Genomic DNA, 20370 nt, shown 5'->3' with positions numbered 1-20370 from the left:
CCCCACAGGAGCGCCTCCAGGTTTGACCTCCCCCACGCCGTCCACCCCGCCGCCGACAGCGCCGGACTTGCCAGCGTGTGTGGTGGACATGGCGGCCCTGCCAGCCGGTGAACGCCGCCGGGCGCTGCTCGCCTACGGGATGGGGGATGCCGGCACCGGGATGGCCGCCTCCCTGATCGGCTTTTATCTGTTCATCTTCTACACCTCGGCGGCGGGCCTGCCGCCCTGGATGGCCGGCCTGGTGCTGATGGTGTCCCGGCTCTGGGATGCCATCAACGACCCGATCGTGGGCTGGCTGAGCGACAAGACCCGCTCGCCCTGGGGCCCCCGGCTGCCCTGGATCCTGGGCAGTGCCGTTCCACTCGGCTTCGCCATGGCCCTGATGTGGTGGCTGCCACCGGGAGGGCTCTGGGTCCGGTTCGCCGTGTTCGTGGCCATTTCGATGGTGGCCAACAGCCTCTACACCGGCGTCAACCTTCCCTATTCGGCCCTGGCCGCCGAACTCACCACCAGCGTCAACCTGCGCACCCGTCTCAACAGCGCCCGCTTCACCGGCTCGATCATCGCCGGCCTGGTGGGCATCATCCTGGGGGGCGTGCTGCTGAAGGATCACCAGAACCCCGACAGCTACCTGCAGGTGGGGATCATCTCGGGGGTGCTGATCACCTGCACCACCCTGCTCTGTGGCTGGGGCATCGCCCCTGCCGCACGGAATTGCCAGCGTCCCTCCAGCCAACGGGGCACCACACGGCGGCTCCTGGCCCGGTTGGGCGGCAACGGGCGCTTCCAGATGGTGCTGGGGTTGTACCTGCTGCTCTGGTGCGCCCTGCAGATCATGCAGACGGCGGCGCTGATCTACCTGCCCGTGGTGATGCGTCTACCGGAAGGCTGGAGCAACTGGATCCTGCTGCCCTTCCAGGTCAGCACCCTGGTGGGGCTCCAGCTCTGGACCGCCGTCGCCCGGCAGCGCGGTCGCCTCACGGCCCTGCACTGGGGCACCACCCTCTGGATCGCCGCCTGTCTGATGGCGATGCTGCTGGTGCCTCTGGATGCCGCCATCGGTCCCACCGCCTCATCCGGAAACCTGCTGCGGCTCTGTGCTCTGGTGGTCACCATCCTGATCGTGGGCCTGGGGGCCTCCACCGCCTACCTGATCCCCTGGGCCCTGTTGCCGGATGCCATCGATGCCGATCCGGAGAAGCCCGCCGGCCTCTACAGCGCCTGGATGGTGTTCACCCAGAAGATCTGCATCAGCCTGGCCCTGTTCTTCTTCGGCAATCTGATGAGCCTCAGCGGCTACCAGGCGGCCCGGGGCATCCTGCAGCCCGACAGCGCCCTGCTGGCGATCCGGATGTGCATGGGCCTGATCCCGGCGCTGCTGGTGGTGCTGGGCCTGGTGGTGATGCGCCGCTGGCCGGAACGGGGCCCCCACCCGGAGGCCCTGCCCGCCTCTGTGCCATGAAGGCGCCGCGCTGGTTGCAGCGACTGGGCTCCAGCCTGATGATCGGCGGCCAGGCCGTCAGCGCCATCGCCCGCGGCCGCATCGGCATGGTCGATCTGGTCCAGGAATTGCTGGAGGCCGGGCCGGGCAGCTTCCTGATCGTGCTGATCACGGCCCTGGCGGCCGGCACGGTGTTCAACATCCAGGTGGCAGCGGAACTTTCCAAGCAGGGGGCCAGCTCGGCCGTCGGGGGCCTGCTGGCCCTAGGCCTCTCGCGGGAGATCGCGCCGCTGCTCACCGCCACCCTGCTCACCGGCAAGGTGGCCACGGCCTATGCCGCCCAGCTGGGCACCATGAAGGTGACCGAGCAGATTGACGCCATCACGATGCTGCGCACCGACCCGGTGGAGTATCTGGTGGTGCCCCGGGTGCTGGCCATGGTGGTGATGGCGCCGGTGCAGTGCCTGCTGTTCTTCTGGATGGCCATCTGGTCGGGCCAGGTGAGCAGCACGCTGCTGTACAGCATTCCGCCCACCGTCTTCTGGAACTCGGTGCGGGTCTGGATGGAGCCCGACGACCTGCCCTCGATGCTGCTCAAGGCCGTGGTGTTCGGCCTGATGATCGCCGTCATCGCCTGCGGCTGGGGCCTCACCACCCGCGGGGGGCCGAAGGAGGTGGGCGCCAGCACCACCGGCGCCGTGGTCATGATTCTCGTCACCGTCGCCCTGGTGGACGTGCTGCTCACCCAATTGCTCTTCGGCCAATGACCACCGCCCCCTCCCCACCGCCAAGCTCCACGACTGACGAGGTGGTGCTTCAGCCCCGCTTCTGGGTGCCGCTCGGCGTGCTGTTGCTGGCCGGCGCCTGCCTGGGGCTGCGGCCCCTCTGGGCTGGCGCGCTCTGGCTGGCCCTGGGAACGGCCGTGATGGGGCTGTTCCTGCTGCTGCAGACGGCCCTGCTGCGGTTGCGCTTCGCGCCGGAGGCCCTGCTGGTGGCTCGCCGCGACACCGTGATTCGCCGCTTTCCCTACGACGCCTGGATGGGCTGGCGGGTCTGGTGGCCGGCCCTGCCGGTGCTGTTCTATTTCCGGGAGGAGAAGAGCATCCACCTGTTGCCGATGCTGTTCGATGCCACGGCCCTGCGGGAGCAGCTGGACCTCCGCCTGCCGCCCACCACCCCCGCTCCCCGCCACTCCGTCTGAGTCCCCCGCTGCCTTGCTTACCCTCCTGCCATGAGCGACCGCCCCGAACCGCCTGTCACCGAGCCCGCCGAAATCCCCCCCCAGGACGCCCCCAGCGGTGATGGCGGGCTGATTGACCTGGCCCTGACGGAACTGCGACAGCGCCGCAGCGAACTCCTGGGGGAGATCGCTCAGCTGGAGGCCCGCCGGGAGCAGATCAACAGGGAGATCACCGGCAGCTTCGCCGGCCAGTCGGATGCCATCGCCCGGCGGCTGAAAGGTTTCCAGGAGTACCTGGTGGGGGCCCTGCAGGATCTGGCCGCCGCGGCCGAGCAGATGGAGCTGGTGGTCCAGCCGCTGGTGGTGCAGCCCTCCCCCCTCGATCAAGCCACGAGCAGCCTGGAGACCGGTGTCACCCGGGAGTCCGCCGCGGCCCCCGCCGCCGCCGGCCTGTTCAGCGACGATGCCGACCTGATCAAGGAACGGTTGGAGCAGTTCGGCGGCCAGCCCGATTTCTACGCCGATCCCTGGAAGCTGCGCCGCACCCTGGAGCCGTCGGCGGCCACCAGGTTGGAGGACTGGTTCCTCTGCCAGGGGGGGCGGGGCGCCCAGGCCAGTGGCGGCAGCCGCAGCCGCAATGCCCTGGCGGCGGCGGCGGCGATCGCGATCCTCGGGGAGCTCTACGGCGAGCGCTTCCAGACCCTGGTGCTGGCCAGCCAGCCGGAGCGGCTGGGGGAATGGCGCCGGGGACTGCAGGACTGCCTGGGACTGAGCCGCGAGGACTTCGGCCCAGCCAGCGGGATCGTGCTGTTTGAGCGGCCCGATGCCCTGATCGAGCGGGCCGATCGGCTTGAGGAGCGGGGCGAGCTTCCCTTCATCGTGATCGATGCGGCTGAGCAGGTGATCGAGATCCCCATCCTGCAATTCCCCCTGTGGCTGGCCTTCGCGGCCAGTCCCGGTGAGATCGACGCCGAAGCCGATCTTTACTGACGCTCAAGATCCGGTTCGCCCAGCCAGGTCCGCGCACCCCCTTTCCTTCTCCCATGGCCTTCCCTCCCGATCTGCTGTTGCTGCCGGTGGGCTACCTGCTGGGCTCGATTCCCTTCGGCTGGCTGGCGGGCCGCTGGCTCGCCGGCATCGACCTGCGCCAGGAGGGCTCCGGCTCCACCGGTGCCACCAACGTGCTGCGGGTGCTTGGCAAAGGTCCAGCGCTGGCGGTGTTCCTGCTCGACGTGCTCAAGGGCACCGCCGCCGTGCTGCTGGCCAAGGCGGTGCTGCAACCTCTCGGGGAGTTCAGCACCGCCAGCGACTGGGGGGTGGTGGCGTCGGGCCTGGCGGCGCTGGCGGGTCACATCTGGCCGGTCTGGCTGGGCTGGAAAGGCGGCAAGGCGGTGGCCACCGGCCTCGGCATGCTGCTGGGCCTGACCTGGCCCGTGGGCCTGGCCTGCTTCGGCATTTTTCTCACCACCTTGAGCCTCAGCCGGATCGTGTCGCTCTCCAGCGTGGTGGCAGCCCTGTCCCTGCCGTTGCTGATGCTGGGCTCCTTCGGTGACTCCGGCCTGCGGCCGGCCTACCTGAGCCTGGCTCTGCTCACCACGGCGCTGGTGCTCTGGCGGCACCGCAGCAACCTGCAGCGGCTGATGGCCGGCACCGAACCGAAGCTGGGGGCCGGCCGCAACTGAATGGGATGGGGTGCGGCAACTCAGGCCAGTTGCCGGCTGCGCTCCGCCGCAGCCAGCACCGCTTCGATCAGGGCCGAACGCAGGCCAGCCCGCTCCAGTTCCCGCAGGCCGGCTGCCGTGGTGCCGGCGGGGCTGGTCACCATGTCCTTGAGCTCACCGGGGTGCAGCTCCTGGCCCTGCAGCAGGGCCGCCGTGCCCGCCATCGTGCGGTGGGCCAGGTGGCTGGCCAGGGGCCGGGGCAGGCCCGCCGCCACCGCCCCGTCGGCCATGGATTCGGCCACCAGGGCCAGGAAGGCGGGACCCGAGGAGGTGAGGGCCAGGAAGGGATCGAGCTGGGGCTCGGGCAGCTCGAGCACCTCCCCCACCTGGGCAAACAACTGGCGCACCTCCCCGCGTCGGGCCTCGCCGACCCCCTCACCCCAGCTCAGGCCGGTGAGGCCAGACCGCACCAGGGCCGGGGTGTTGGGGACGGCCCGCACGCAGGCCCGCCCCGGGAAAAGGGCCTGAAGCCGCCAGAGCGGCACCCCCGCCAGCACCGAGATCAGCAGGGGCTCGTGGGCAGGTGCGGCCGCCGACAGGGCTTGGGCCGCTGCAGGGGCCACCGCTTCGATCTGCTGGGGCTTGACCGCCAGCAGCACCACCGGAGCTGACCAGGCCCGGGCCGCGTCGGTGGAGACCTGAAGGCCGAGTTCGCCTGCCAGCGTCTGGGCAGAGGCCTCCGTGGCCACCGCCGCCCGCACAGCGGAGCGCTCGACCAGACCGCTGTCCAGCAAGGGCAGGAGCAGGGCCCGGGCCATCCGGCCCAGGCCCACCACCCCGAAGGTCTCAGACCATGGCATCCGAACGGCCCCAGGCGGGGCTGGGGGCGGCGTCCTGCTGGTCGTCGACCGGGCCGGTGCGCCCGGAGACCACGGTGGGGGAGGCCGCATCCTCACCACCGGCGGTGGTGACCGTGACGCAGCTGGGGGCGAACAGGAAGATGCTCTCGCCCACCCGTTCCTGGTGACCGTCGATGGCGAAGGTGCCACCGGCCACGAAATCAACGGCGCGCTGTGCCTGATCCGGCTCCATCATCGTGAGGTTGAGGATGACGGTCTTGCGCTCCCTGAGGGCCTGAATCGCCCGGGGCATTTCGTCGAAGCTGCGCGGTTCCATCAGGCACACCTCGGCCACGGCACTGGTGATCCCAGGCATGCCGATGACGTTGGTTCCGGCAAAGGGATCGTCGGTGGAGAAATCGGTGCTCAGAGCCAGGGCTCCGGGGTTTCTGATGGCCGAGGAAGCGGCGCTGGTGCTGGTGGTGGTGTCACCGGGGTCGTAGTCGAGTTCGTCGTCGAAGTCGCCATCGAGATAGTCGTCACCGGAGACGACGGCACGCAGGCGGGAGAACAACGACACGGAGTCGACCTCGGGAAGGATGCTTGGCCTTGAATAGCGTCCCACATCCGAGCCGGCAAGATCCGAACGCCCTTTCATGGCTGGATTGGGCGACTTCCGAACAGAACACTGCCGAGGCGCACCCAGGTGCTGCCGGCCGTCACGGCCTCGCGCCAGTCGCCGCTCATCCCCATCGAGCAGTCGTGGAGCCCCAGGGCATCGGCCAGAGCACGGCAGTCCCGGAACAGCGCCAGGCGGGCCTCAGGGGTGAGTCCCAACGGGGCGATGGTCATCAGTCCAAGACAGCGCAGGGGCTGCAGGTGCCCCAGGTCGGCCCCCAGGGCGCGCACCTCGGCGGGGTCGAAACCGGTCTTGGCCGGGTCGGGGCGAAACTTCACCTGCAGCAGGATCCCTGGGGCCAATCCTTCCTCGGCGGCGATCCGCTGCAGCCGCCAGGCCAGCTCCAGGCTGTCGACGGAATGAATCGTGCCGAAGCGGCGCAGCACGGCGCGGGCCTTGTTGGCCTGCAGCCGGCCGATGAAATGCCAGTCGAGATCGGGCAGGTCAGCCAGGGCCTCCTGCTTGGCGATGGCTTCCTGCAACCGGCTCTCCCCGAAGCTTCGCTGGCCCAGGGCCGCCGCCTGACGCACCAGATCGGCCGGATGGCCCTTGGACACCGCCAGCAGCCGGGTGGTGGCAGGCAACGCCGCCTGAAAGGCCTCAAGCCTCTGCTCCAGGCTGGAGCCCACCAGGTCGGCCGCCTCCGGCGACGCCTCCGCCATCAGATGAAGGTCTGGTCGAAGAGCTGGCGCCAGCGGGCCTGGGCTTCAGGCCCCTCACGGCGGCAGCGGGCCAGGTTCTGTTCGGCGAAGTGACGGGCGTCCATCAGGGGGATCACCTCGAAATGGGCCCCCCGCTCCTGGAGTGTCACCAGAAAGAAGATGCGCTGGGCGTAAAGGGTGGCGTAAAGATCGCGGCTTTCGGCCACCGGCGCTACCCGATAGAGCATCCCGAACGTGGGGTGGTTCAGATAGCGCTCCGTGCTCACGTCTCCCTGCTGGCTGGGGCCATTAAAGGGCACCGACTTTCCAGCGCAGCGCCAGCAGCACCGCCAGGGCCAGCACCGCCGCCAGGCTGGCGCCGGTGGGGCTGGCCGCCGGCTGGTGCAGGCGGTCGGGGGGGAGCCACAGTCCGCCGCGTGCCATCAGGGCTTCGGCCCCCTGCTCGGAGCGCAGCAGCACGTTGGCCAGCAGCCGCTCCCCCACGGCCAGCACCAGTCCGAGACTGGCCTTCCAGCCCAGCCGTCGCAGGTTTACCGCCCGGGTGGCGATCGAGCGCAGCAGGTTCTGCAGCTCCTCCTGCACCAGGGGCAGAAAGCGCAGCGACAACAGCAGGGTGAAGCCCAGGCGCTCCACGGGCCAGCCCAGCGCCTTGAGGGGAGCCAACCACCAGGCGATGGTCCAGACCAGCTCCTCGGGCGGGGTGGAGAGCAGCAGCAGGTTGGCGCTGTGGATGACGGTGAACAGCAGGGTGGCGCCATTGATGCCGAGTTCGGCGGAGCGGCGGGTCACCACCAGGGGGCCCAGCTCCAGGGGACCGGCCATCACGGGGCCCCAGCGCACCAGCTCCCAGGACAGGCCGGCCCGCGATGGGGGTGGGGCGCCGGGAGATCCGGGGACCAATCGCAGCTCACTGGGGGGACGCTGGAGGCTGGCCGGCGCCCCCCCGGCGGCCGGCAACAGGGCGCTCAGCAGCCCCACCAGCAGCGCCAGGGCGAGCAGCAGCGGCAGGCTCTGCCGCCAGAGGCGCCAGGGCAGGCCGCTGACAGCGGTGATCAGCAACAACAGACCCACCAGCCCCAGACGCCACAGCGGACCGGCGAGGATCGGCGTCACCAGGAACGCCACCGTCCAGACCAGCTTCACCCGCGGGTCGAGCCGCTTCAGCCAGCTGCCGCTGCGCTCGCGGCCAGCATCACCGTCATCGACGTACTGCCCGATCGGCAGTTGCCGCAACCAGTCCATTCAGGCCAGGCCCCCCAGCATCGACGTCAGCCGCCCCGGCTCTGATGGCGGGCCTGCTCCTTCTCAGCATCGCGCTGCTGCTTGCCGCGCCAGAACAGACGCACCGGCGATCCCTCGAAGCCCAGGGCCTCACGGATCTGGCGCTCGACATAGCGGCGGTAGGTGTCGCCGAAGAGCTTTGGATCGTTGACGAACAGGGTGAAGCTGGGGGGACGTGTCGCCACCTGGGTGCCGTAGTAGAGCCGGCCCTGGCGGCCGCCGCGGGTGGTGGGTGGCGAACGCCAGCGCAGGGCTTCCTGCAGGACTTCGTTCACCACCGAGGTGCTCACCCGGCGGCGGTGCTGCTCCACGGCCACCGCAGCGATGGCGAAGATGCTCTCCACCCGCTGGCCGGTGAGGGCGGAGGTGAACAGCATCGGTGCCCAGTCGAGGAAGTAGAGCTTGGCGCGCAGCTCCTTCTCCATGGCGCTCATGGTGTGGCTGTCCTTTTCGATGGCGTCCCACTTGTTGACGACCACCGCACAGGCGCGGCCGTCTTCTTCGATGCGGCCCGCCAGGCGCTGGTCCTGCTCGGTGACCCCGTCGAGGGCATCGATCACCAGCACACAGACATCGCTGCGCTCGATCGCCTTGAAGCTGCGGGTGATGCCGAAGTATTCCGGGCCGTAATCGACGCTCCGGCGCCGCCGGATGCCGGCGGTGTCGACCAGCTTCCAGGTGAGGCCCTCCCGTTCCAGGGTCGTGTCGATGGTGTCGCGGGTGGTGCCGCGGATCGGGCTGACGATGGCCCGGTTCTCGCCGCAGATGGCATTCAGCAGGCTGGACTTGCCGACGTTGGGGCGGCCGATGATCGCCAGCTGGATTGGCTCAGCCTCATCGGTTTCTGTGGTGGCCGGCAGAAAACTGATCACCCGGTCGAGCAGCTCACCGGTGCCGGCGCCGTGGATGGCGGAGATCGGATGGGGTTCGCCAAGGCCCAGGCCCCAGAAGTCGGCCGCCATGGCCAGGCCCTGGTCGGGGGACTCGCACTTGTTCACCCCGAGCAGCACCGGAACGGCCTGGCCCCGCAGCCATTCGGCGATGGATTCATCGGCGGCGGTGACCCCCTGCTGGCCATCGACGATCACCACGGCCACCGACGCCTCGGCCAGGGCCAGGTTGGCCTGCTCGCGGATCTCAGGCAGGAATTCGCTGTCGTCATCGAACACCAGACCGCCGGTGTCCACCACCCGGAAGATGCGGTCGCCCCAGAAGCCCTCCTGGTAGGTGCGGTCCCTGGTGACACCGGGCTGGTCGTGAACGATGGCCTCACGGCTGCGGCACAGCCTGTTGACCAGGGTGGACTTGCCCACGTTGGGGCGGCCGATCACGGCAACGACTGGGAGCGCCAATCTGACTTATTCCTTATGACGGATGCGTGACTTAGACCCTACAGAGCGACCGACGAATCAACCCACCGGCAGATCCCCAGGATGGCCGGCCACCGGGTCCATGGGCGGATCCAGGAGCGGCGGCAGCGGGCCCTCCTCGGGCAGAGGTTGGCCCCGCTCGGCCAGGTAGGCCAGCAACCAGTTCACCGCCGTGGCCCGCCGGGTGCGGCGGGGATAGAGCCCGCCGATGCGATAGCCGGCGAAGCCCAGCTGCTGCTTGAGCAGCTGCTTGTGCTCGGGGGGAATCGAGCGTGTGAGCCGCACGCTCGCCGGTCGCTCGGCGATCAGCTCCGGCGCCTGGGGAAAAGCCTCGGCCCAGGCGGGCGGGGTGTCGGCTCCGGCCTGCCAGCGGTGGCCCTCGGCGTCGGGGCGGTAGCCCAGCCGCGGCCAGACCAGCTGGCACACGAAGCGATCGCTGGTGCGGTCGGCCAGCACCGCTTCGAGAAGGGCGCGGCTGAGCGGAAACGGCCCAGGGGCGGCGTCGGGCTCCGGGGAGGAGGCGGTGGCGGCGGCGGCGTCCAAAGCGGCGATGGGCATCCGAGACTGCTCCCAGCATGCCCACTCCCACCGGCCACCCCTGCCCCACCGGCCCCCTGCGCCTGGACGGCAACGGCACCGACAGGCTGCTCACCTGCCGGGTGCTGCAATCGCCCCTGGCAGGCGTGAGCGACGGGATTTTCCGCGCCCTGGTGCGCCGCTGGGCCCCCGAGGCGCTCCTGTTCACGGAGATGGTGAATGCCACGGCCCTGGAGCTGGGCCACGGCGGCGCCAAGATGGCCGCCCTTGATCAGGATCCTGGTCCCGTCGGGGTGCAGCTGTTCGACCACCGGCCCGAAGCCATGGCCGAGGCGGCCCGCCGGGCCGAGGCCGCCGGGGCCTGGCTGATCGACATCAACATGGGCTGTCCGGTGCGCAAGATCGCCCGCAAGGGGGGCGGCAGTGGCCTGCTGCGCCAGCCCGACCTGGCCCTGCGGATCGTCGCGGCGGTGGCGGCGGCGGTGCGGGTGCCGGTGACGGTGAAGACCCGGCTGGGCTGGTGCGGCGCCAGTGCCGATCCAGTGGGCTTCGCCATGGCCCTGCAGAACGCCGGCGCCCGCGCCCTGACCCTGCACGGCCGCACCCGGGAGCAGGGGTTCTCAGGCAAAGCCGACTGGGACGCGATCGGCCAGGTGAAGGCGGCCCTGCGGATTCCGTTGATCGCCAACGGCGACATCACCAGCCCGGAAGACGCCCTGCGCTGCCTGGCCATCACCGGTGCCGACGGGGTGATGGTGGGACGGGGCAGCCTGGGGCGCCCCTGGCTGGTGGGGCGCATCGCCGCGGCCCTCGCCGGCCGGCCACTGCCCAGTGAGCCCGACAGCCGCGCCCGCATCGCCCTGGCCAGGGAGCACCTGGAGGCGCTGGTGGCCGCCCGCGGCGATCAGGGGCTGCTGATCGCCCGCAAGCACCTCGGCTGGACCTGCCAGGGCTTCGCCGGCGCGGCCCAGCTGCGCCGTGAGCTGATGGTCGCCCCCAGCCTGGAGCGCGCCCTGGAGCTGCTGCACCGGGCGGAGCTGGACATCACTGCCCCAGGGCCATGCCCAGCAGGTCCCGGCTGCCGCTGATGGCCTGCACCGCCAGCAGCAGGGCCGTCAGGAAGGCGGCGCTGACGTGCAGCCGCCGCATCCGGGGAGAGCGCAGGGTCTCGGGGGCGGCCGCCATGGCGAACAGCAGCAGGCCGCAGAGCAGCACCCCGCTCCAGTAGTGGGACCCCCACACCGAGCCGTCGAAGGGACTGCGGCCCAGGTGCCACAGGGCGGGCTGGCTTCCCAGGGTCAGCAGCCCCAGCCAGCAGATCAGGGCGAAACCGGCGCGCAGCCCGGCGCCCTTGGCCCGCCACAGGGCCACGCAGCTCACCAGGCAGCCCACTCCGGCCAGCAGCAGGGCGGCGCCGCCGCTGGCGCCGCCCCGGGCGTAGGTGGCCGCCATGGCGACCAGCACGGCCACCACCACGCCCGAGGTCACCCAGCGGCCATGGTCGGTGTGCTCCACCCCCACCGTCGGCGGCAGGGGATTGATATCGAGGCGTCGTTCCCGCGCCAGGATCCCCAGCCGGATGGTGGCGCCCACCACCGGGTAGACGAACAGGATGATCACCACCGGGTGCAGCAGGGCGAACCAGTCGGTGGCGGTCATGCCGTTGGCTGTCATCCCAAAGGTGGGCATCGGCAAGGGAAGGGCGAAACGCGAACGGTCATGGAAGCACCGCCGGCCACCCCTGCCGGACCAGCAGCAGAGAGAAGTAAGAGGCCTCGGTGGCGGGCACCTGGGCGGCCGGGCAGAGCTGCTGATCGGGCCAGCCCACCCGCTGGGCAAACAGCGCGTCCGCCAGCAGACCCCGCTCGGCCAGCAGGGGGCGCACCCAGGGCCAGCGCCCCCCCAGCTTCAGCAGGGCCAGCACCCATCCTCCGGCCGCCGCCTGGGCCAGCAGCTCCTCCAACTCTGCAGGGGCCTCCGGGGTGGGCCGGATCAACAGCCCCTCCTGCTGCAGCGCCAGGGGCCAGGCACCGGCGGCGGCGGCCGCGGCCACGGCGCTGATGCCCGGGATCAGGCGCACCGGCAGGGCGGGATGTCGCTGCCGCAAGGCCAGCAACACATAACTGCTGCTGGCGAACAGCGACACATCGCCTTCGCAGAGCAGCACCACCGTCCGCCCGCCAGCCACCTCGGCGGCCAGCCGGTCGGCGGCGTCCTGCCAGGCCTGCCGGCGGGGCTCGGCCGCCGCCACCATCGGGAACACCAGAGGCAGTTGCCGCTGTCCCGGAACGATCCAAGGTTGGGCCACGCTGGCCGCCATGCCCACGGCCCCTTCGCGGGCGACCGGGTAGGCCACGGTGTGGGCGGATTCAATGGCGCGCACCGCGGCGATGGTGAGCAGGTTCGGATCACCGGGACCCACCCCCACCAGGGTGAGGCCGGCGCTGGATGCGGGGTCTGCGATGGGGGTGAGGTCCGCGTCGGGCCTTTCTAGGCTGCAGCTTCCCTGAACGCCCTGGAGCGCTCCGATGACCCACCTGGTGATCCGCTCCGCCTCAGGCGGCAGCCACGAGGCTCCCCTTGTGCAGAGCGGCGACGGCGATCGGATCGCCAGCGAACTGGCGGCCCGGGGCGTGCGCTTCGAGCGCTGGGCCACACCGGTGGCTCTGGCGGCGGACGCCGACCAGACGGCGATCCTGTCCGCCTACGCCACTGAGATCGCCCGGGTCCAGGCCGACGGGGGCTACCGGACGGTGGATGCCATCCGCCTCGGCCCCGATCACCCGGACAGAGCGGCTCTGCGGGCGAAGTTCCTCTCCGAGCACACCCATGCCGAGGACGAGGTGCGCTTCTTCGTGGAGGGCCGCGGGCTCTTCTGCCTGCACATCGCCGACGAGGTGCTCCAGGTGGTGTGTGAGCAGGGCGACTGGATCGGGGTGCCCGCCGGCACCCGTCACTGGTTCGACACCGGCGCGCGTCCGTCCTTCTGCGCCCTGCGCTTCTTCGACAACAGCGACGGCTGGGTGGCCAGCTTCACCGGCGATCCGATCGCCACGCGCTTCCCGCTGCTGGAGGAGGTGATGGCCGCGGCCTGACAGGGCGGCTCAGCTGTGCATGCGCGGCTGGGGATGGAGGCTGGAGAGGATCTCCGCCTCGCTCGCGGCCAGGGCCGTGAGCCGATCGGTCACCACCGGCCGGGGCCAGCGCCGTTCGCACAGCAGCCAGTAGAGGCCGAAATGGCGCGCCTCGCTGGCCAGCAGGTCGGCGTAGAGGTCCCGCAACTCCGCATCGGGGCTGTGGGCGGCCAGCAGGGCCATCCGCTCGTGGCTGCGGGCCTCGATCAGACCCGCCACCAGGAAGCTGTCGAGCATGCGCTCCGGCTCCTGCCGGCGCACCAGGGCGGCCAGGGCGGCGCCGTAGGGCGGGGCGGCCAGGGCCCGCAGGCCGGTGCCGCGACGCTCCAGCAGGGCCTGCACCCGCTCGAAGTGCTCCAGTTCCTCCCGGGCCAGGGGGCTGAGCACCGCCGCCAGCTCCCCGTCGGAGGGGTAACGGAACATCAGCTGCAGGGCGGCGCCGGCCGCCTTGCGCTCGCAGTGGGCATGGTCGATCAGCAGCAGCTCCGGGTGGGCCAGGGCCTGCTCCAGCCAGGCGGCGCTGCTGGGGGTCGCCAGCCACCGCACCCGGGCCGCCGCGGCCACCGGCGCCTCGGCCGCCACGGGCATGGAGGCGCCGCTCATGCCGCCGCCCGCAGATGGGCCACCAGTCCCTCGAGGGCGAGGCGGTAGCTGGTGGGCCCGAAGCCGCAGATGACCCCAAGGGCCCGGTCCGCCAGCAGGGAGCGATGGCGGAAGGCCTCGCGAGCATGCACGTTGCTGAGGTGCACCTCCACGAAGGGCAGGGCCACCGCCAGCAGGGCGTCCCGGATCGCCACCGAGGTGTGGGTGTAGGCGGCGGCGTTGATCAGGATCCCCTCGCTGGCCGGGCTCCCGGCCTGCCCTCCCGCCTGGTGGATCCGGTCCACCAGGGCCCCCTCGTGGTTGCTCTGGAAGCAGGCGAGCTCCACCCCGAGCGCCGCGGCCTGCTGCTCCAGGGCGGCATCGATGGCCGCCAGGGTGCTGCGGCCGTAGAGGCCGGGCTCCCGCTGGCCGAGCAGGTTGAGGTTGGGGCCATGGAGCACGAGCAGGCGCATCGGGGACAGAGGAGGGGAGGGCCGGGAGGTGGTGGGAAGGTCGGCTGGTAAGTTCTGAAGGTGTGGTTCGGGTCGGTGCCCGAGTGGTTAATGGGGGCGGACTGTAAATCCGCTGGCTCTGCCTACGTTGGTTCAAATCCAACCCGGCCCACCTTCCACATGCCCTTGTAGCTCAGCGGTAGAGCACTCCCTTGGTAAGGGAGAGGTCACGAGTTCAAGTCTCGTCAAGGGCTTTTTCCTCCAACCTCCCTCCCCCCGCCGGGTGAACCACCCGCTGGGGAAAGGGGATCTCGATGCCATAGGCCTCGAAGGCTTTCCAGACCGCATCGGACAGTTCCGAGGAGATGCCGAGATTCTCCAGGGGATCGGCAATCCCGTAGCGCACCACGTAGTTGATGCCGGAATCGCCGTAGCTGATCAAGTAGGCCCTTGGCGCCGGCTCCCTCAGCACCCGAGGCATGGAACGAGCGGTGGCCTCCAGCAGGGCGATCACCTCGCTGGGGACGTGCCGGTAGGCGGCGGACACAGCCACCTGCCCGCGGCGCATGCGATCGGTGCCGGTATAGGTGGTGGTCTGATTGGTGAAGAACACCTGGTTGGGTATCACCAGTTCGGCATTATCGCGCTGGCGCCACAGCGTGGCGGCCCTCAATCCCATGCGGCGCACCATGCAGGGATCGCCATCGATGAAGAGCACATCTCCGGGCCGGACGGAGCCCTCGAACAGAAGCCAGACGCCGCTGACGAAATTGGAGAACACCTCCTTGATCCCGAATCCCAGCCCCACCGACAGCCCCCCCACCAATGCCGCCAGCGGGGTGCCGCTCAGCCCGAGGACGTTGAACAGCCACAGGAAGCCGAGGCCCACAATCAGGTAGCGGAGCAACAGGGCCAGCACCTGGAGGCTGCTGTCCGAGACGTCGAGGATCGTCTGCAGCAGCCCACGGATGAGGTTCACCAACAGGCCGCTGAGCACAACAAGGAAATAGGGAAAGAGCAGAACGATCAACAGATCGCTGACGGTGTAGGTCCTGCCGAACAGCTCCAGCAGGCCGATGGCGCCCACCTCGTCGAGCGAATTGAGCCGATCGCCGAGAAACAACAGGACCCCCACCAGAAAGGCCGGCTTCACCACCTGCAGGTAAAGCCGATCCGTGGGTCCCAGGCCCCACGTCCTGCTGAGCAGCAGCCTGAGCAGAATCAGCACCCCCCAGAGGAGGTTGATCCAGGCCAGATCCCGCGCCAGTCCCATCGGCAGACCGATCGCTCCCAGCGCCCAGACGAGCAGGTAAAGCAGGCCGCAGAGGCCGGCGAAGCCCACCAGCCACCGCGAGCCGCCCCGCCGCCGCATCCGGCGGCGCACCAGGAGCCCATAGCCGAGCATGAGCAGGACTACCGGCAACCACTGGCCGATCACCTGGGGACGCAGCAGAAGCGCCACCCAGGCGGACAGGGCAAAGACGAGCTCACTCATGGTGGCCCGCCGATCAGATAGGCCGGCAGCACCCGGTCGGACCGCAGCTCACCGGCCATCAGCCGGGTCAGCTGGCCTTCCAGGCGAGCGGCGTTGGCGTCGACGGCGCCGGTGGCCGAAGGGAGCAACCTGCCGTGGGACACGCTTTCGGCCAGAGCCCGGTACATCTGCGAACTCTTGGTGGGCAGCGGGACGTTGCGATTCACCGGAACCACCCCCGGCACCAGCAGCATGAGCTGCTTCTGGCTCACGTCGTTCACCAGCAGCAGGGCAAACGCCTCGGCCAGGTTGCGCTGGGCCTCGGTGGAGTCAATCCCGAAACTCAAGACCACCAGGCGGAGCAGGAAATCGGCGGGCTCACCAGGGAGGCCAGGCAGCGGGGCCACCCCCAGGGAGCGGCCCATCACCTTCTGGAGTTTGCCGATCGAGAGGCTGCTGCAACTGATCCAATCGACGTTGCCCTGGCTCAGCAGGCTTTCCAGGTCGCTGTTCGCGTCATGAAAGCTGACATTCTGAAGCAGGTTGGCTGCACCCAGCCAGGCGATCCAGCGCTGGAGGGCCTCCCGATCGCCCAGCGGCAACGTGGCCGTTCCAGACTTCACCTCCATCAGCCGTTCCAGCGGCCCGGAAGCGCCGAAGGCACTGCTGGTCCAGTAGAGATCCCGGATCTTCAGCGGCAGTCCCACCCGCAGCCCGGCGGCGGCTGTCGGCAACAATTCCTCCAGGCTGTCGGGCGAGACCTTGAGTCGCCGCCGATCAAAGCAGGCCAGCTGGGGCTCGGCGGTGACCGGGATCGCCTCCTGCCCTTGCGGGCTCTTGAACGCTTCGATGAACCGCAGGTCGGGCAACTCCGAACGGATAGCGGCAAGGTCGACGGGCTCACTCAGGCCCTCCGCGGCGATAGCGCGCGCCAGCGTCGATTCGCTGAGCACCAGATCGGGTCCCAGGCCGAGGAGGGCGCGATCCCGCAGGACGGGCAGAAGGCGCTCTTTCGGCAGGAATCTGATGTGCACGCGGGCATCGGGGCGCAGCAAGCGAAAACGGTCGCTCAACCCCTCGATGATCCTCCGGTTGGCCTGGCGACTCAGGGCGGCGAGTCGCCGGTCACGCAGAACCTCACTCTCGACGTACACCACCAGGGTGTGGTCGCTGGGAAGGCTCAGGCCGCACCCGCCGCAGAGCAACACCAGGGTGAGGGGCAACAGCCGGCCGACCAAGCCCTTTGCCTTCTCGCATCGCCTGGGCTGCCAACGCTCCCTTCTCGACGCCAACCAGCAATGATGCATCCAGGCCTCCTGAACTCCGGGCTGCAACGGGCACTCCATGGAGGCGCCACAGAAGCGGATCCGAAGGGCTTGAGCACGTCACCTCGTTGTGCTCAAACTTACCCACCGAATCGGCAGGGGCAAAGGGTCGCAACACCCCTGGTCCCGCTCGCAGAGCGCCGGATGGATGCCCGAGAATGGGCAACCCCCGCCGCCCGGACGGTCTGCTTGCCGCCCCTGTTGTCTCCCGTCTGCCTCGGCGTTCCCGCCCTCCTCTCCCCGGCGCTGATCACCCAGTCGTCCCTGTTCGGGATCGGCATCGCCTTCAGCCCCCTGCACATCGCGGTGGTCACCCTGCTGCTGCTGGGGCGTTCGCCCTTGCAGCGGGCCATGGCCTACGTGGCGGGCTGGGCGGCCGCCAATGCCCTGGCCATCGTGCTGCTGATGGTGTTGGGGGAGGCCTTTGCCATCAGCCTCAGCCACGGTGAACGGGAGCAGGTGCTGATCGACCTGCTCGGGGCCGGCGCCCTCGTGGGCCTGGGGCTGTATCAGCTCACTCCCCAGGCCAACATCGGCGACGAGGGCATGGCCCTGCGGCTGATGAACCAGCTGCCCGACTTCAGCACCTTCACCCTGGTGCTGATCGGTGCCACCAGCGCCCTGCTCACCCCGGAGAACCTGGTCTTCTATCTCAAGGAGGCCGGTCTGCTGCTGCTCAACGATCCCGGACTCACCGCCGACGCGGAGGTGACGGGGCTGTTCACGCTGATGGCCAGCTCCCTGCTGCTGCTGCCGCCCCTGGCCTGGCTGGTGAGCGGCGGGGCGATCCGGGAGCCGATCATGCAACTGGAGGACTGGCTGCAGCACAAGGCCGAGTGGCTCGTGGGGGTGCTTGCCCTGGTGCTGGGCGCCTACCTGCTGGTCGAAGGGGCTGCATGGGCTGAACCTGATGACGCTGACCGGCTGAGCAGCGGCGGCCGTTAGCGTCACAGGCTCGCGTTCTTCGGTATCCCGTTGTCGTCCGCCGTGCGCCGGACCTGCCTGGCGATCGGCCTCGCTGTTGCCCTTGTCTCCTGCGCAGCCCCCCTCCGGGCCACCACCGTCTGCGTGCTCACCCCCAGGCTCGCCCTCAACGCCAAGGGCGAGGCGGTGGCGGTGGTGGCCATCGCCACGCCCACGATCCTCAGCACCGAACCCCTCGACGAGGTCAGGATCGAACGGGAGGGCGAACTGCTGTGGCAACGCCGGGCCCTGCCCGGGGAACCCATCGAGGGCCCGATCCCCTGGCCCCTGGCCCCCATGCGTCCGGGTCAGCGGCTGGTGCTGATGCTGCGGCCCCAGGGCGTTCAGGCCGACGACTACGCCGTGATCGTGCTGGAGGGGGATCCGGCGAGCCGGATGGAGAGGGCCCAGAAGGAGCTAGCCAGCCTGGGCAGGGATCCGATCGCCTGGTGGGCCGCGATCCAGCAGGCGTTCGATCGTGACGACATCAGCCTGGGACTGGCCCTGCTCTATGCCTTCGATGGACCCGGTTCAGCCAGGATCGACAACCTCAGGCGGGCCGTCTTCCAGGCCGGCTGCGGCGGCGGCTGAACCGCCGCGGGCCCGCCGGTGGCGGCGTTTGCCAGCCTGGGGGGAAAGGCGCCAGCCATGACCACTCCGGTCACTCCCACCAGCCCAGACACCAGCCCCTCGATCGTGCCCCTGCCGGTGGCGGCGATGCGGGAGCTGGTGGGAGGAGGCGCCACCCGTCCCCTGGACTGGCGGCTGGAGCAGCTCCAGCGCCTCGATCACCTGCTGGAGTCGGCGGCCCAGCGGATGGTGGAGGCCCTCGCCAGCGATCTGGGCCGTCCTGAGGTGGAGGCCAGTTTCGAGCTGGCGGCCCTGCGCCAGGAGCTGCGCCACACCCGGCGCCACCTGGCTGGCTGGATGCGTCCCCGCCGCCGCTCGCTGCCGCTGTGGGCCTGGCCGGGCCAGGGGGCGGTGCGGGCCGAGCCCCTGGGCTGCGTTCTGATCATCGGCGCCTGGAACTACCCCTTCGATCTCTGCCTCCACCCCCTGCTGCATGCCCTGGCCGCCGGCAACACGGCCGTGCTCAAACCCTCCGAGCAGAGCCCGGCTTCGGCGGCCCTGCTGGCCAAGCTGCTGGCCAGCCACTTCCCACCCGAGGTGGTCCAGGTGGTCTGCGGCGACGGGGCCGTGGCCAGCCGGTTGCTGGAGGAGGAACGCTTCGACCACATCCTTTACACCGGTGGGGAGCGGGTGGGACGGCTGGTGATGGCGGCGGCTGCCCGCCATCTCACCCCCGTCACCCTGGAGCTGGGAGGCAGGAACCCGGCGATCGTGCTGGACGGCGCGGATCCGGCCATCACGGCCCGACGGCTGCTGTGGGGACGCTGTCTCAACGCCGGCCAGACCTGCCTGGCCCCCAACCACGTGCTGGTGATGCCAGGGGTGCGGGACGCCCTGGTGGCGGCGTTTGCCGAGCAAGGGCGCGCGCTCTATGGCCAGGATCCCCTGGCCAGCCCTGACCTGGGCCGGATCGTCAACGCCGACCGCTTCGAGCGCCTCGCGGGGCACCTGGCCCAGGCCCGCGACCGGGGCCAGGTGCTGCTGGGCGGCCGCTGCGATGGGGCCATGCGAAAGATCGAGCCCACCCTGGTGGCGGTGGAGGAGCCCCAGATCGACCCGCTGATGCAGGAGGAGCTGTTCGCCCCGATCCTGCCGTTGCTGTCGGTGGGCAACCTGGAGGAGGCCCTGGCCCTGGTGCGCCGGAGCCCCAAGCCCCTGGCCCTCTACCTGTTCGGCGGTGGCCGGGGGGAGCGGGAACGGGTGCTGGCGGGCACCAGTTCCGGCAGCGTCGTGGTCAACGATGTGGTGGTCCAGGGGGGCATGGCCAACCTGCCCTTCGGCGGCATCGGCCCCAGCGGCATGGGGGGCTACCACGGAGAAGCTGGCTTCCTGACCTTCTCGCACCAGCGCGCCGTGCTCAGCCGGCCGCTGTGGCCCGATCCCCCCGTCCGCTTTCCCCCCTATGCCGGCAAGCTCGGCCTGATCCGGCGCCTGATGGGCTGAGGGGAGCACCCGCCAATCGGTCGGGGGGGGGGGCTGGGCGGGCCGGGAGTTGGACCTTAACGTGCGCGCAGCTATCCCTAGTGCCCATGCGCCGCCCCCTCCTCGCCTTGGCTCTAGCCATGGTGTTGCCGCTGCCAGTTCTGGCGGCCGAAGTGGTCGTCAAGCCCGGCGAAACCCTTTCCGACATCGCCGCCCGATACAAGGTGAGCGTGTCCACCCTGATGAAGGTGAACGGGATCAGCGATCCCGATCTCGTGGAGGCCGGCCGGGCCCTTACCCTGCCAGGTGGCGCCGTTCGAGCCCGGGCGGCAGGAGGCAGCCTCACCGTGGCCCGGGGTGAAACCCTTTCCGAAATCGCCGAGCGCCACGGCATCACCGTCAGCCGCCTGATGCAGCTGAACGGCCTCAGCACGGCCGACCACATCGAAGCTGGCCAGAAGCTGGTGGTGCCCTCCTCCGGGAACGCCAGAGCGGCTGCCACCAGCTACAACCGCAAGGCCTCCGAGCATGTGGTGCGCCGCGGCGAAAGCCTCTCGGGGATCGCCGAGGGCTACGGCGTCCCTTTGAAGCAACTGATCGCGATCAACCGCATCAGCGATCCCAACCACGTGGAATCCGGCACCCGGCTGCGGCTGAAACCGGCCGCCGCGCCTGCCGCCAAGCCCGCTGCAGCCGCCAAGCCCGCCCCCAGGCCGGCCGCCAGACCCGCACCGACGG

The 20370-nt window shown here is 70.1% G+C and carries 24 protein-coding genes and 2 tRNA genes; 13 read left to right on the top strand and 13 right to left on the bottom strand.

Annotated elements, in window-relative coordinates; translation table 11 throughout:
• Positions 1-88: 88 nt before the first annotated feature.
• Genes VB739_RS10085 through plsY form a run of 5 tightly spaced genes read left to right on the top strand, consistent with a single transcriptional unit; the run spans position 89 to position 4303 of the window.
• Positions 89-1462, top strand: a complete 1374-nt coding sequence (locus VB739_RS10085; protein ID WP_323356942.1) for an MFS transporter — start codon at positions 89-91, stop codon at positions 1460-1462.
• Positions 1459-2208 carry an ABC transporter permease gene (locus tag VB739_RS10080; RefSeq protein ID WP_323356941.1) on the top strand — a complete coding sequence of 250 codons (750 nt, stop codon included), beginning with the start codon at positions 1459-1461 and terminating at the stop codon, positions 2206-2208. Before VB739_RS10085 ends, VB739_RS10080 begins: the two co-directional genes overlap by 4 nt.
• The gene (locus tag VB739_RS10075; protein ID WP_323356940.1) at positions 2205-2642 is read left to right on the top strand and encodes a DUF3119 family protein; all 438 of its coding nucleotides are present in this window, start codon (positions 2205-2207) and stop codon (positions 2640-2642) included. Before VB739_RS10080 ends, VB739_RS10075 begins: the two co-directional genes overlap by 4 nt.
• Positions 2643-2672: 30 nt before the next feature.
• Positions 2673-3611 carry a DUF3086 domain-containing protein gene (locus VB739_RS10070; protein ID WP_323356939.1) on the top strand — a complete coding sequence of 313 codons (939 nt, stop codon included), beginning with the start codon at positions 2673-2675 and terminating at the stop codon, positions 3609-3611.
• A 53-nt stretch (positions 3612-3664) separates the two neighbouring features.
• Entirely contained in the window at positions 3665-4303 is a 639-nt protein-coding gene (plsY, locus tag VB739_RS10065; protein ID WP_323356938.1) for a glycerol-3-phosphate 1-O-acyltransferase PlsY, read from the top strand.
• 20 nt (positions 4304-4323) lie between these two features.
• On the opposite strand, the gene proC is transcribed toward plsY, so the two are convergent.
• The 7 genes from proC to VB739_RS10030 form a co-directional block, all read right to left on the bottom strand.
• Positions 4324-5142, bottom strand: coding sequence for a pyrroline-5-carboxylate reductase (gene proC / locus VB739_RS10060; RefSeq protein WP_323356937.1), 819 nt, complete (start codon positions 5140-5142; stop codon positions 4324-4326).
• On the bottom strand, positions 5129-5701 hold the full coding sequence (locus VB739_RS10055; RefSeq protein WP_323356936.1) for a cell division protein SepF: 573 nt from the start codon (positions 5699-5701) through the stop codon (positions 5129-5131). Before VB739_RS10055 ends, proC begins: the two co-directional genes overlap by 14 nt.
• Positions 5702-5775: 74 nt before the next feature.
• Entirely contained in the window at positions 5776-6462 is a 687-nt protein-coding gene (locus VB739_RS10050) for a YggS family pyridoxal phosphate-dependent enzyme (RefSeq protein ID WP_323356935.1), read from the bottom strand.
• A complete protein-coding gene (locus tag VB739_RS10045; protein ID WP_015110514.1) occupies positions 6462-6728 on the bottom strand; it encodes a PipX family protein in 267 nt (88 codons plus the stop codon). The genes VB739_RS10050 and VB739_RS10045 overlap by 1 nt, the downstream gene beginning before the upstream one ends.
• A 22-nt stretch (positions 6729-6750) precedes the next feature.
• The gene (locus tag VB739_RS10040) at positions 6751-7704 is read right to left on the bottom strand and encodes a CbiQ family ECF transporter T component (RefSeq protein ID WP_323356934.1); all 954 of its coding nucleotides are present in this window, start codon (positions 7702-7704) and stop codon (positions 6751-6753) included.
• A 26-nt stretch (positions 7705-7730) separates the two neighbouring features.
• On the bottom strand, positions 7731-9095 hold the full coding sequence (gene der, locus VB739_RS10035) for a ribosome biogenesis GTPase Der (protein WP_323356933.1): 1365 nt from the start codon (positions 9093-9095) through the stop codon (positions 7731-7733).
• 57 nt (positions 9096-9152) lie between these two features.
• Complete coding sequence (locus VB739_RS10030; protein WP_323356932.1) at positions 9153-9671, bottom strand: DUF1823 family protein; 519 nt, start codon at positions 9669-9671, stop codon at positions 9153-9155.
• 17 nt (positions 9672-9688) lie between these two features.
• On the opposite strand from VB739_RS10030, the gene dusB reads away from it, so the two are divergent.
• On the top strand, positions 9689-10738 hold the full coding sequence (gene dusB / locus VB739_RS10025) for a tRNA dihydrouridine synthase DusB (RefSeq protein WP_323356931.1): 1050 nt from the start codon (positions 9689-9691) through the stop codon (positions 10736-10738).
• Here dusB and VB739_RS10020 read toward each other — a convergent pair.
• Both VB739_RS10020 and cobI read right to left on the bottom strand, forming a co-directional pair.
• Positions 10695-11309, bottom strand: a complete 615-nt coding sequence (locus tag VB739_RS10020; protein ID WP_323356930.1) for a DUF4079 domain-containing protein — start codon at positions 11307-11309, stop codon at positions 10695-10697. The two genes, dusB and VB739_RS10020, sit on opposite strands and share 44 nt — an antisense overlap.
• A 58-nt stretch (positions 11310-11367) precedes the next feature.
• The gene (gene cobI / locus VB739_RS10015) at positions 11368-12078 is read right to left on the bottom strand and encodes a precorrin-2 C(20)-methyltransferase (protein WP_323356929.1); all 711 of its coding nucleotides are present in this window, start codon (positions 12076-12078) and stop codon (positions 11368-11370) included.
• A gap of 100 nt (positions 12079-12178) precedes the next feature.
• Between cobI and VB739_RS10010 the strand changes: the two genes are divergently transcribed.
• On the top strand, positions 12179-12745 hold the full coding sequence (locus tag VB739_RS10010; RefSeq protein ID WP_323356928.1) for an acireductone dioxygenase: 567 nt from the start codon (positions 12179-12181) through the stop codon (positions 12743-12745).
• Positions 12746-12754: 9 nt separating this feature from the next.
• Here VB739_RS10010 and VB739_RS10005 read toward each other — a convergent pair whose 3' ends face one another.
• Positions 12755-13387, bottom strand: a complete 633-nt coding sequence (locus VB739_RS10005; RefSeq protein WP_323356927.1) for a tRNA-(ms[2]io[6]A)-hydroxylase — start codon at positions 13385-13387, stop codon at positions 12755-12757.
• Entirely contained in the window at positions 13384-13839 is a 456-nt protein-coding gene (gene aroQ, locus VB739_RS10000; RefSeq protein ID WP_323356926.1) for a type II 3-dehydroquinate dehydratase, read from the bottom strand. Before aroQ ends, VB739_RS10005 begins: the two co-directional genes overlap by 4 nt.
• 69 nt (positions 13840-13908) lie before the next feature.
• On the opposite strand from aroQ, the gene VB739_RS09995 reads away from it, so the two are divergent.
• A tRNA-Tyr gene (locus VB739_RS09995) sits at positions 13909-13990 on the top strand.
• Between the two features lie 10 nt (positions 13991-14000).
• A tRNA-Thr gene (locus tag VB739_RS09990) sits at positions 14001-14072 on the top strand.
• Here the strand turns inward: VB739_RS09990 and VB739_RS09985 are convergent.
• Both VB739_RS09985 and VB739_RS09980 read right to left on the bottom strand, forming a co-directional pair.
• Positions 14054-15313, bottom strand: coding sequence for a mechanosensitive ion channel family protein (locus tag VB739_RS09985; RefSeq protein WP_323356925.1), 1260 nt, complete (start codon positions 15311-15313; stop codon positions 14054-14056). The genes VB739_RS09990 and VB739_RS09985 overlap by 19 nt on opposite strands.
• Positions 15310-16530 carry an extracellular solute-binding protein gene (locus VB739_RS09980; RefSeq protein ID WP_323356924.1) on the bottom strand — a complete coding sequence of 407 codons (1221 nt, stop codon included), beginning with the start codon at positions 16528-16530 and terminating at the stop codon, positions 15310-15312. The genes VB739_RS09985 and VB739_RS09980 overlap by 4 nt, the downstream gene beginning before the upstream one ends.
• A 288-nt stretch (positions 16531-16818) precedes the next feature.
• Here VB739_RS09980 and VB739_RS09975 point away from each other — a divergent pair, with 288 nt between their 5' ends.
• From VB739_RS09975 to VB739_RS09960, 4 genes are all read left to right on the top strand, one after another.
• Positions 16819-17562: a GAP family protein gene (locus tag VB739_RS09975; RefSeq protein ID WP_323356923.1), complete on the top strand. Its 744-nt coding sequence runs from the start codon at positions 16819-16821 to the stop codon at positions 17560-17562.
• 42 nt (positions 17563-17604) lie between these two features.
• On the top strand, positions 17605-18171 hold the full coding sequence (locus tag VB739_RS09970; protein ID WP_323356922.1) for a hypothetical protein: 567 nt from the start codon (positions 17605-17607) through the stop codon (positions 18169-18171).
• Positions 18172-18228: 57 nt separating this feature from the next.
• Entirely contained in the window at positions 18229-19653 is a 1425-nt protein-coding gene (locus VB739_RS09965; protein WP_323356921.1) for an aldehyde dehydrogenase family protein, read from the top strand.
• Between the two features lie 86 nt (positions 19654-19739).
• The coding region (locus tag VB739_RS09960) for a LysM peptidoglycan-binding domain-containing protein (RefSeq protein ID WP_323356920.1) at positions 19740-20370 on the top strand (631 nt) is incomplete at its 3' end.

It is taken from the genome of Cyanobium gracile UHCC 0281, assembly GCF_034931305.1.
GTDB lineage: Bacteria > Cyanobacteriota > Cyanobacteriia > PCC-6307 > Cyanobiaceae > Cyanobium > Cyanobium gracile_A.
This window is presented reverse-complemented; position numbering and strand designations above follow the sequence as displayed.

Bases quoted from the DNA above. Each gene is read 5' to 3' on its own strand.
- VB739_RS10085 (WP_323356942.1), top strand. From the start codon at position 89: ATGGCGGCCCTGCCAGCCGGTGAACGCCGCCGGGCGCTGCTCGCCTAC.
- VB739_RS10080 (WP_323356941.1), top strand. From the start codon at position 1,459: ATGAAGGCGCCGCGCTGGTTGCAGCGACTGGGCTCCAGCCTGATGATC.
- VB739_RS10075 (WP_323356940.1), top strand. From the start codon at position 2,205: ATGACCACCGCCCCCTCCCCACCGCCAAGCTCCACGACTGACGAGGTG.
- VB739_RS10070 (WP_323356939.1), top strand. From the start codon at position 2,673: ATGAGCGACCGCCCCGAACCGCCTGTCACCGAGCCCGCCGAAATCCCC.
- plsY (WP_323356938.1), top strand. From the start codon at position 3,665: ATGGCCTTCCCTCCCGATCTGCTGTTGCTGCCGGTGGGCTACCTGCTG.
- proC (WP_323356937.1), bottom strand. From the start codon at position 5,142: ATGCCATGGTCTGAGACCTTCGGGGTGGTGGGCCTGGGCCGGATGGCC.
- VB739_RS10050 (WP_323356935.1), bottom strand. From the start codon at position 6,462: ATGGCGGAGGCGTCGCCGGAGGCGGCCGACCTGGTGGGCTCCAGCCTG.
- VB739_RS10040 (WP_323356934.1), bottom strand. From the start codon at position 7,704: ATGGACTGGTTGCGGCAACTGCCGATCGGGCAGTACGTCGATGACGGT.
- VB739_RS10030 (WP_323356932.1), bottom strand. From the start codon at position 9,671: ATGCCCATCGCCGCTTTGGACGCCGCCGCCGCCACCGCCTCCTCCCCG.
- dusB (WP_323356931.1), top strand. From the start codon at position 9,689: ATGCCCACTCCCACCGGCCACCCCTGCCCCACCGGCCCCCTGCGCCTG.
- VB739_RS10020 (WP_323356930.1), bottom strand. From the start codon at position 11,309: ATGACCGCCACCGACTGGTTCGCCCTGCTGCACCCGGTGGTGATCATC.
- VB739_RS10010 (WP_323356928.1), top strand. From the start codon at position 12,179: ATGACCCACCTGGTGATCCGCTCCGCCTCAGGCGGCAGCCACGAGGCT.
- VB739_RS10005 (WP_323356927.1), bottom strand. From the start codon at position 13,387: ATGAGCGGCGCCTCCATGCCCGTGGCGGCCGAGGCGCCGGTGGCCGCG.
- aroQ (WP_323356926.1), bottom strand. From the start codon at position 13,839: ATGCGCCTGCTCGTGCTCCATGGCCCCAACCTCAACCTGCTCGGCCAG.
- VB739_RS09985 (WP_323356925.1), bottom strand. From the start codon at position 15,313: ATGAGTGAGCTCGTCTTTGCCCTGTCCGCCTGGGTGGCGCTTCTGCTG.
- VB739_RS09965 (WP_323356921.1), top strand. From the start codon at position 18,229: ATGACCACTCCGGTCACTCCCACCAGCCCAGACACCAGCCCCTCGATC.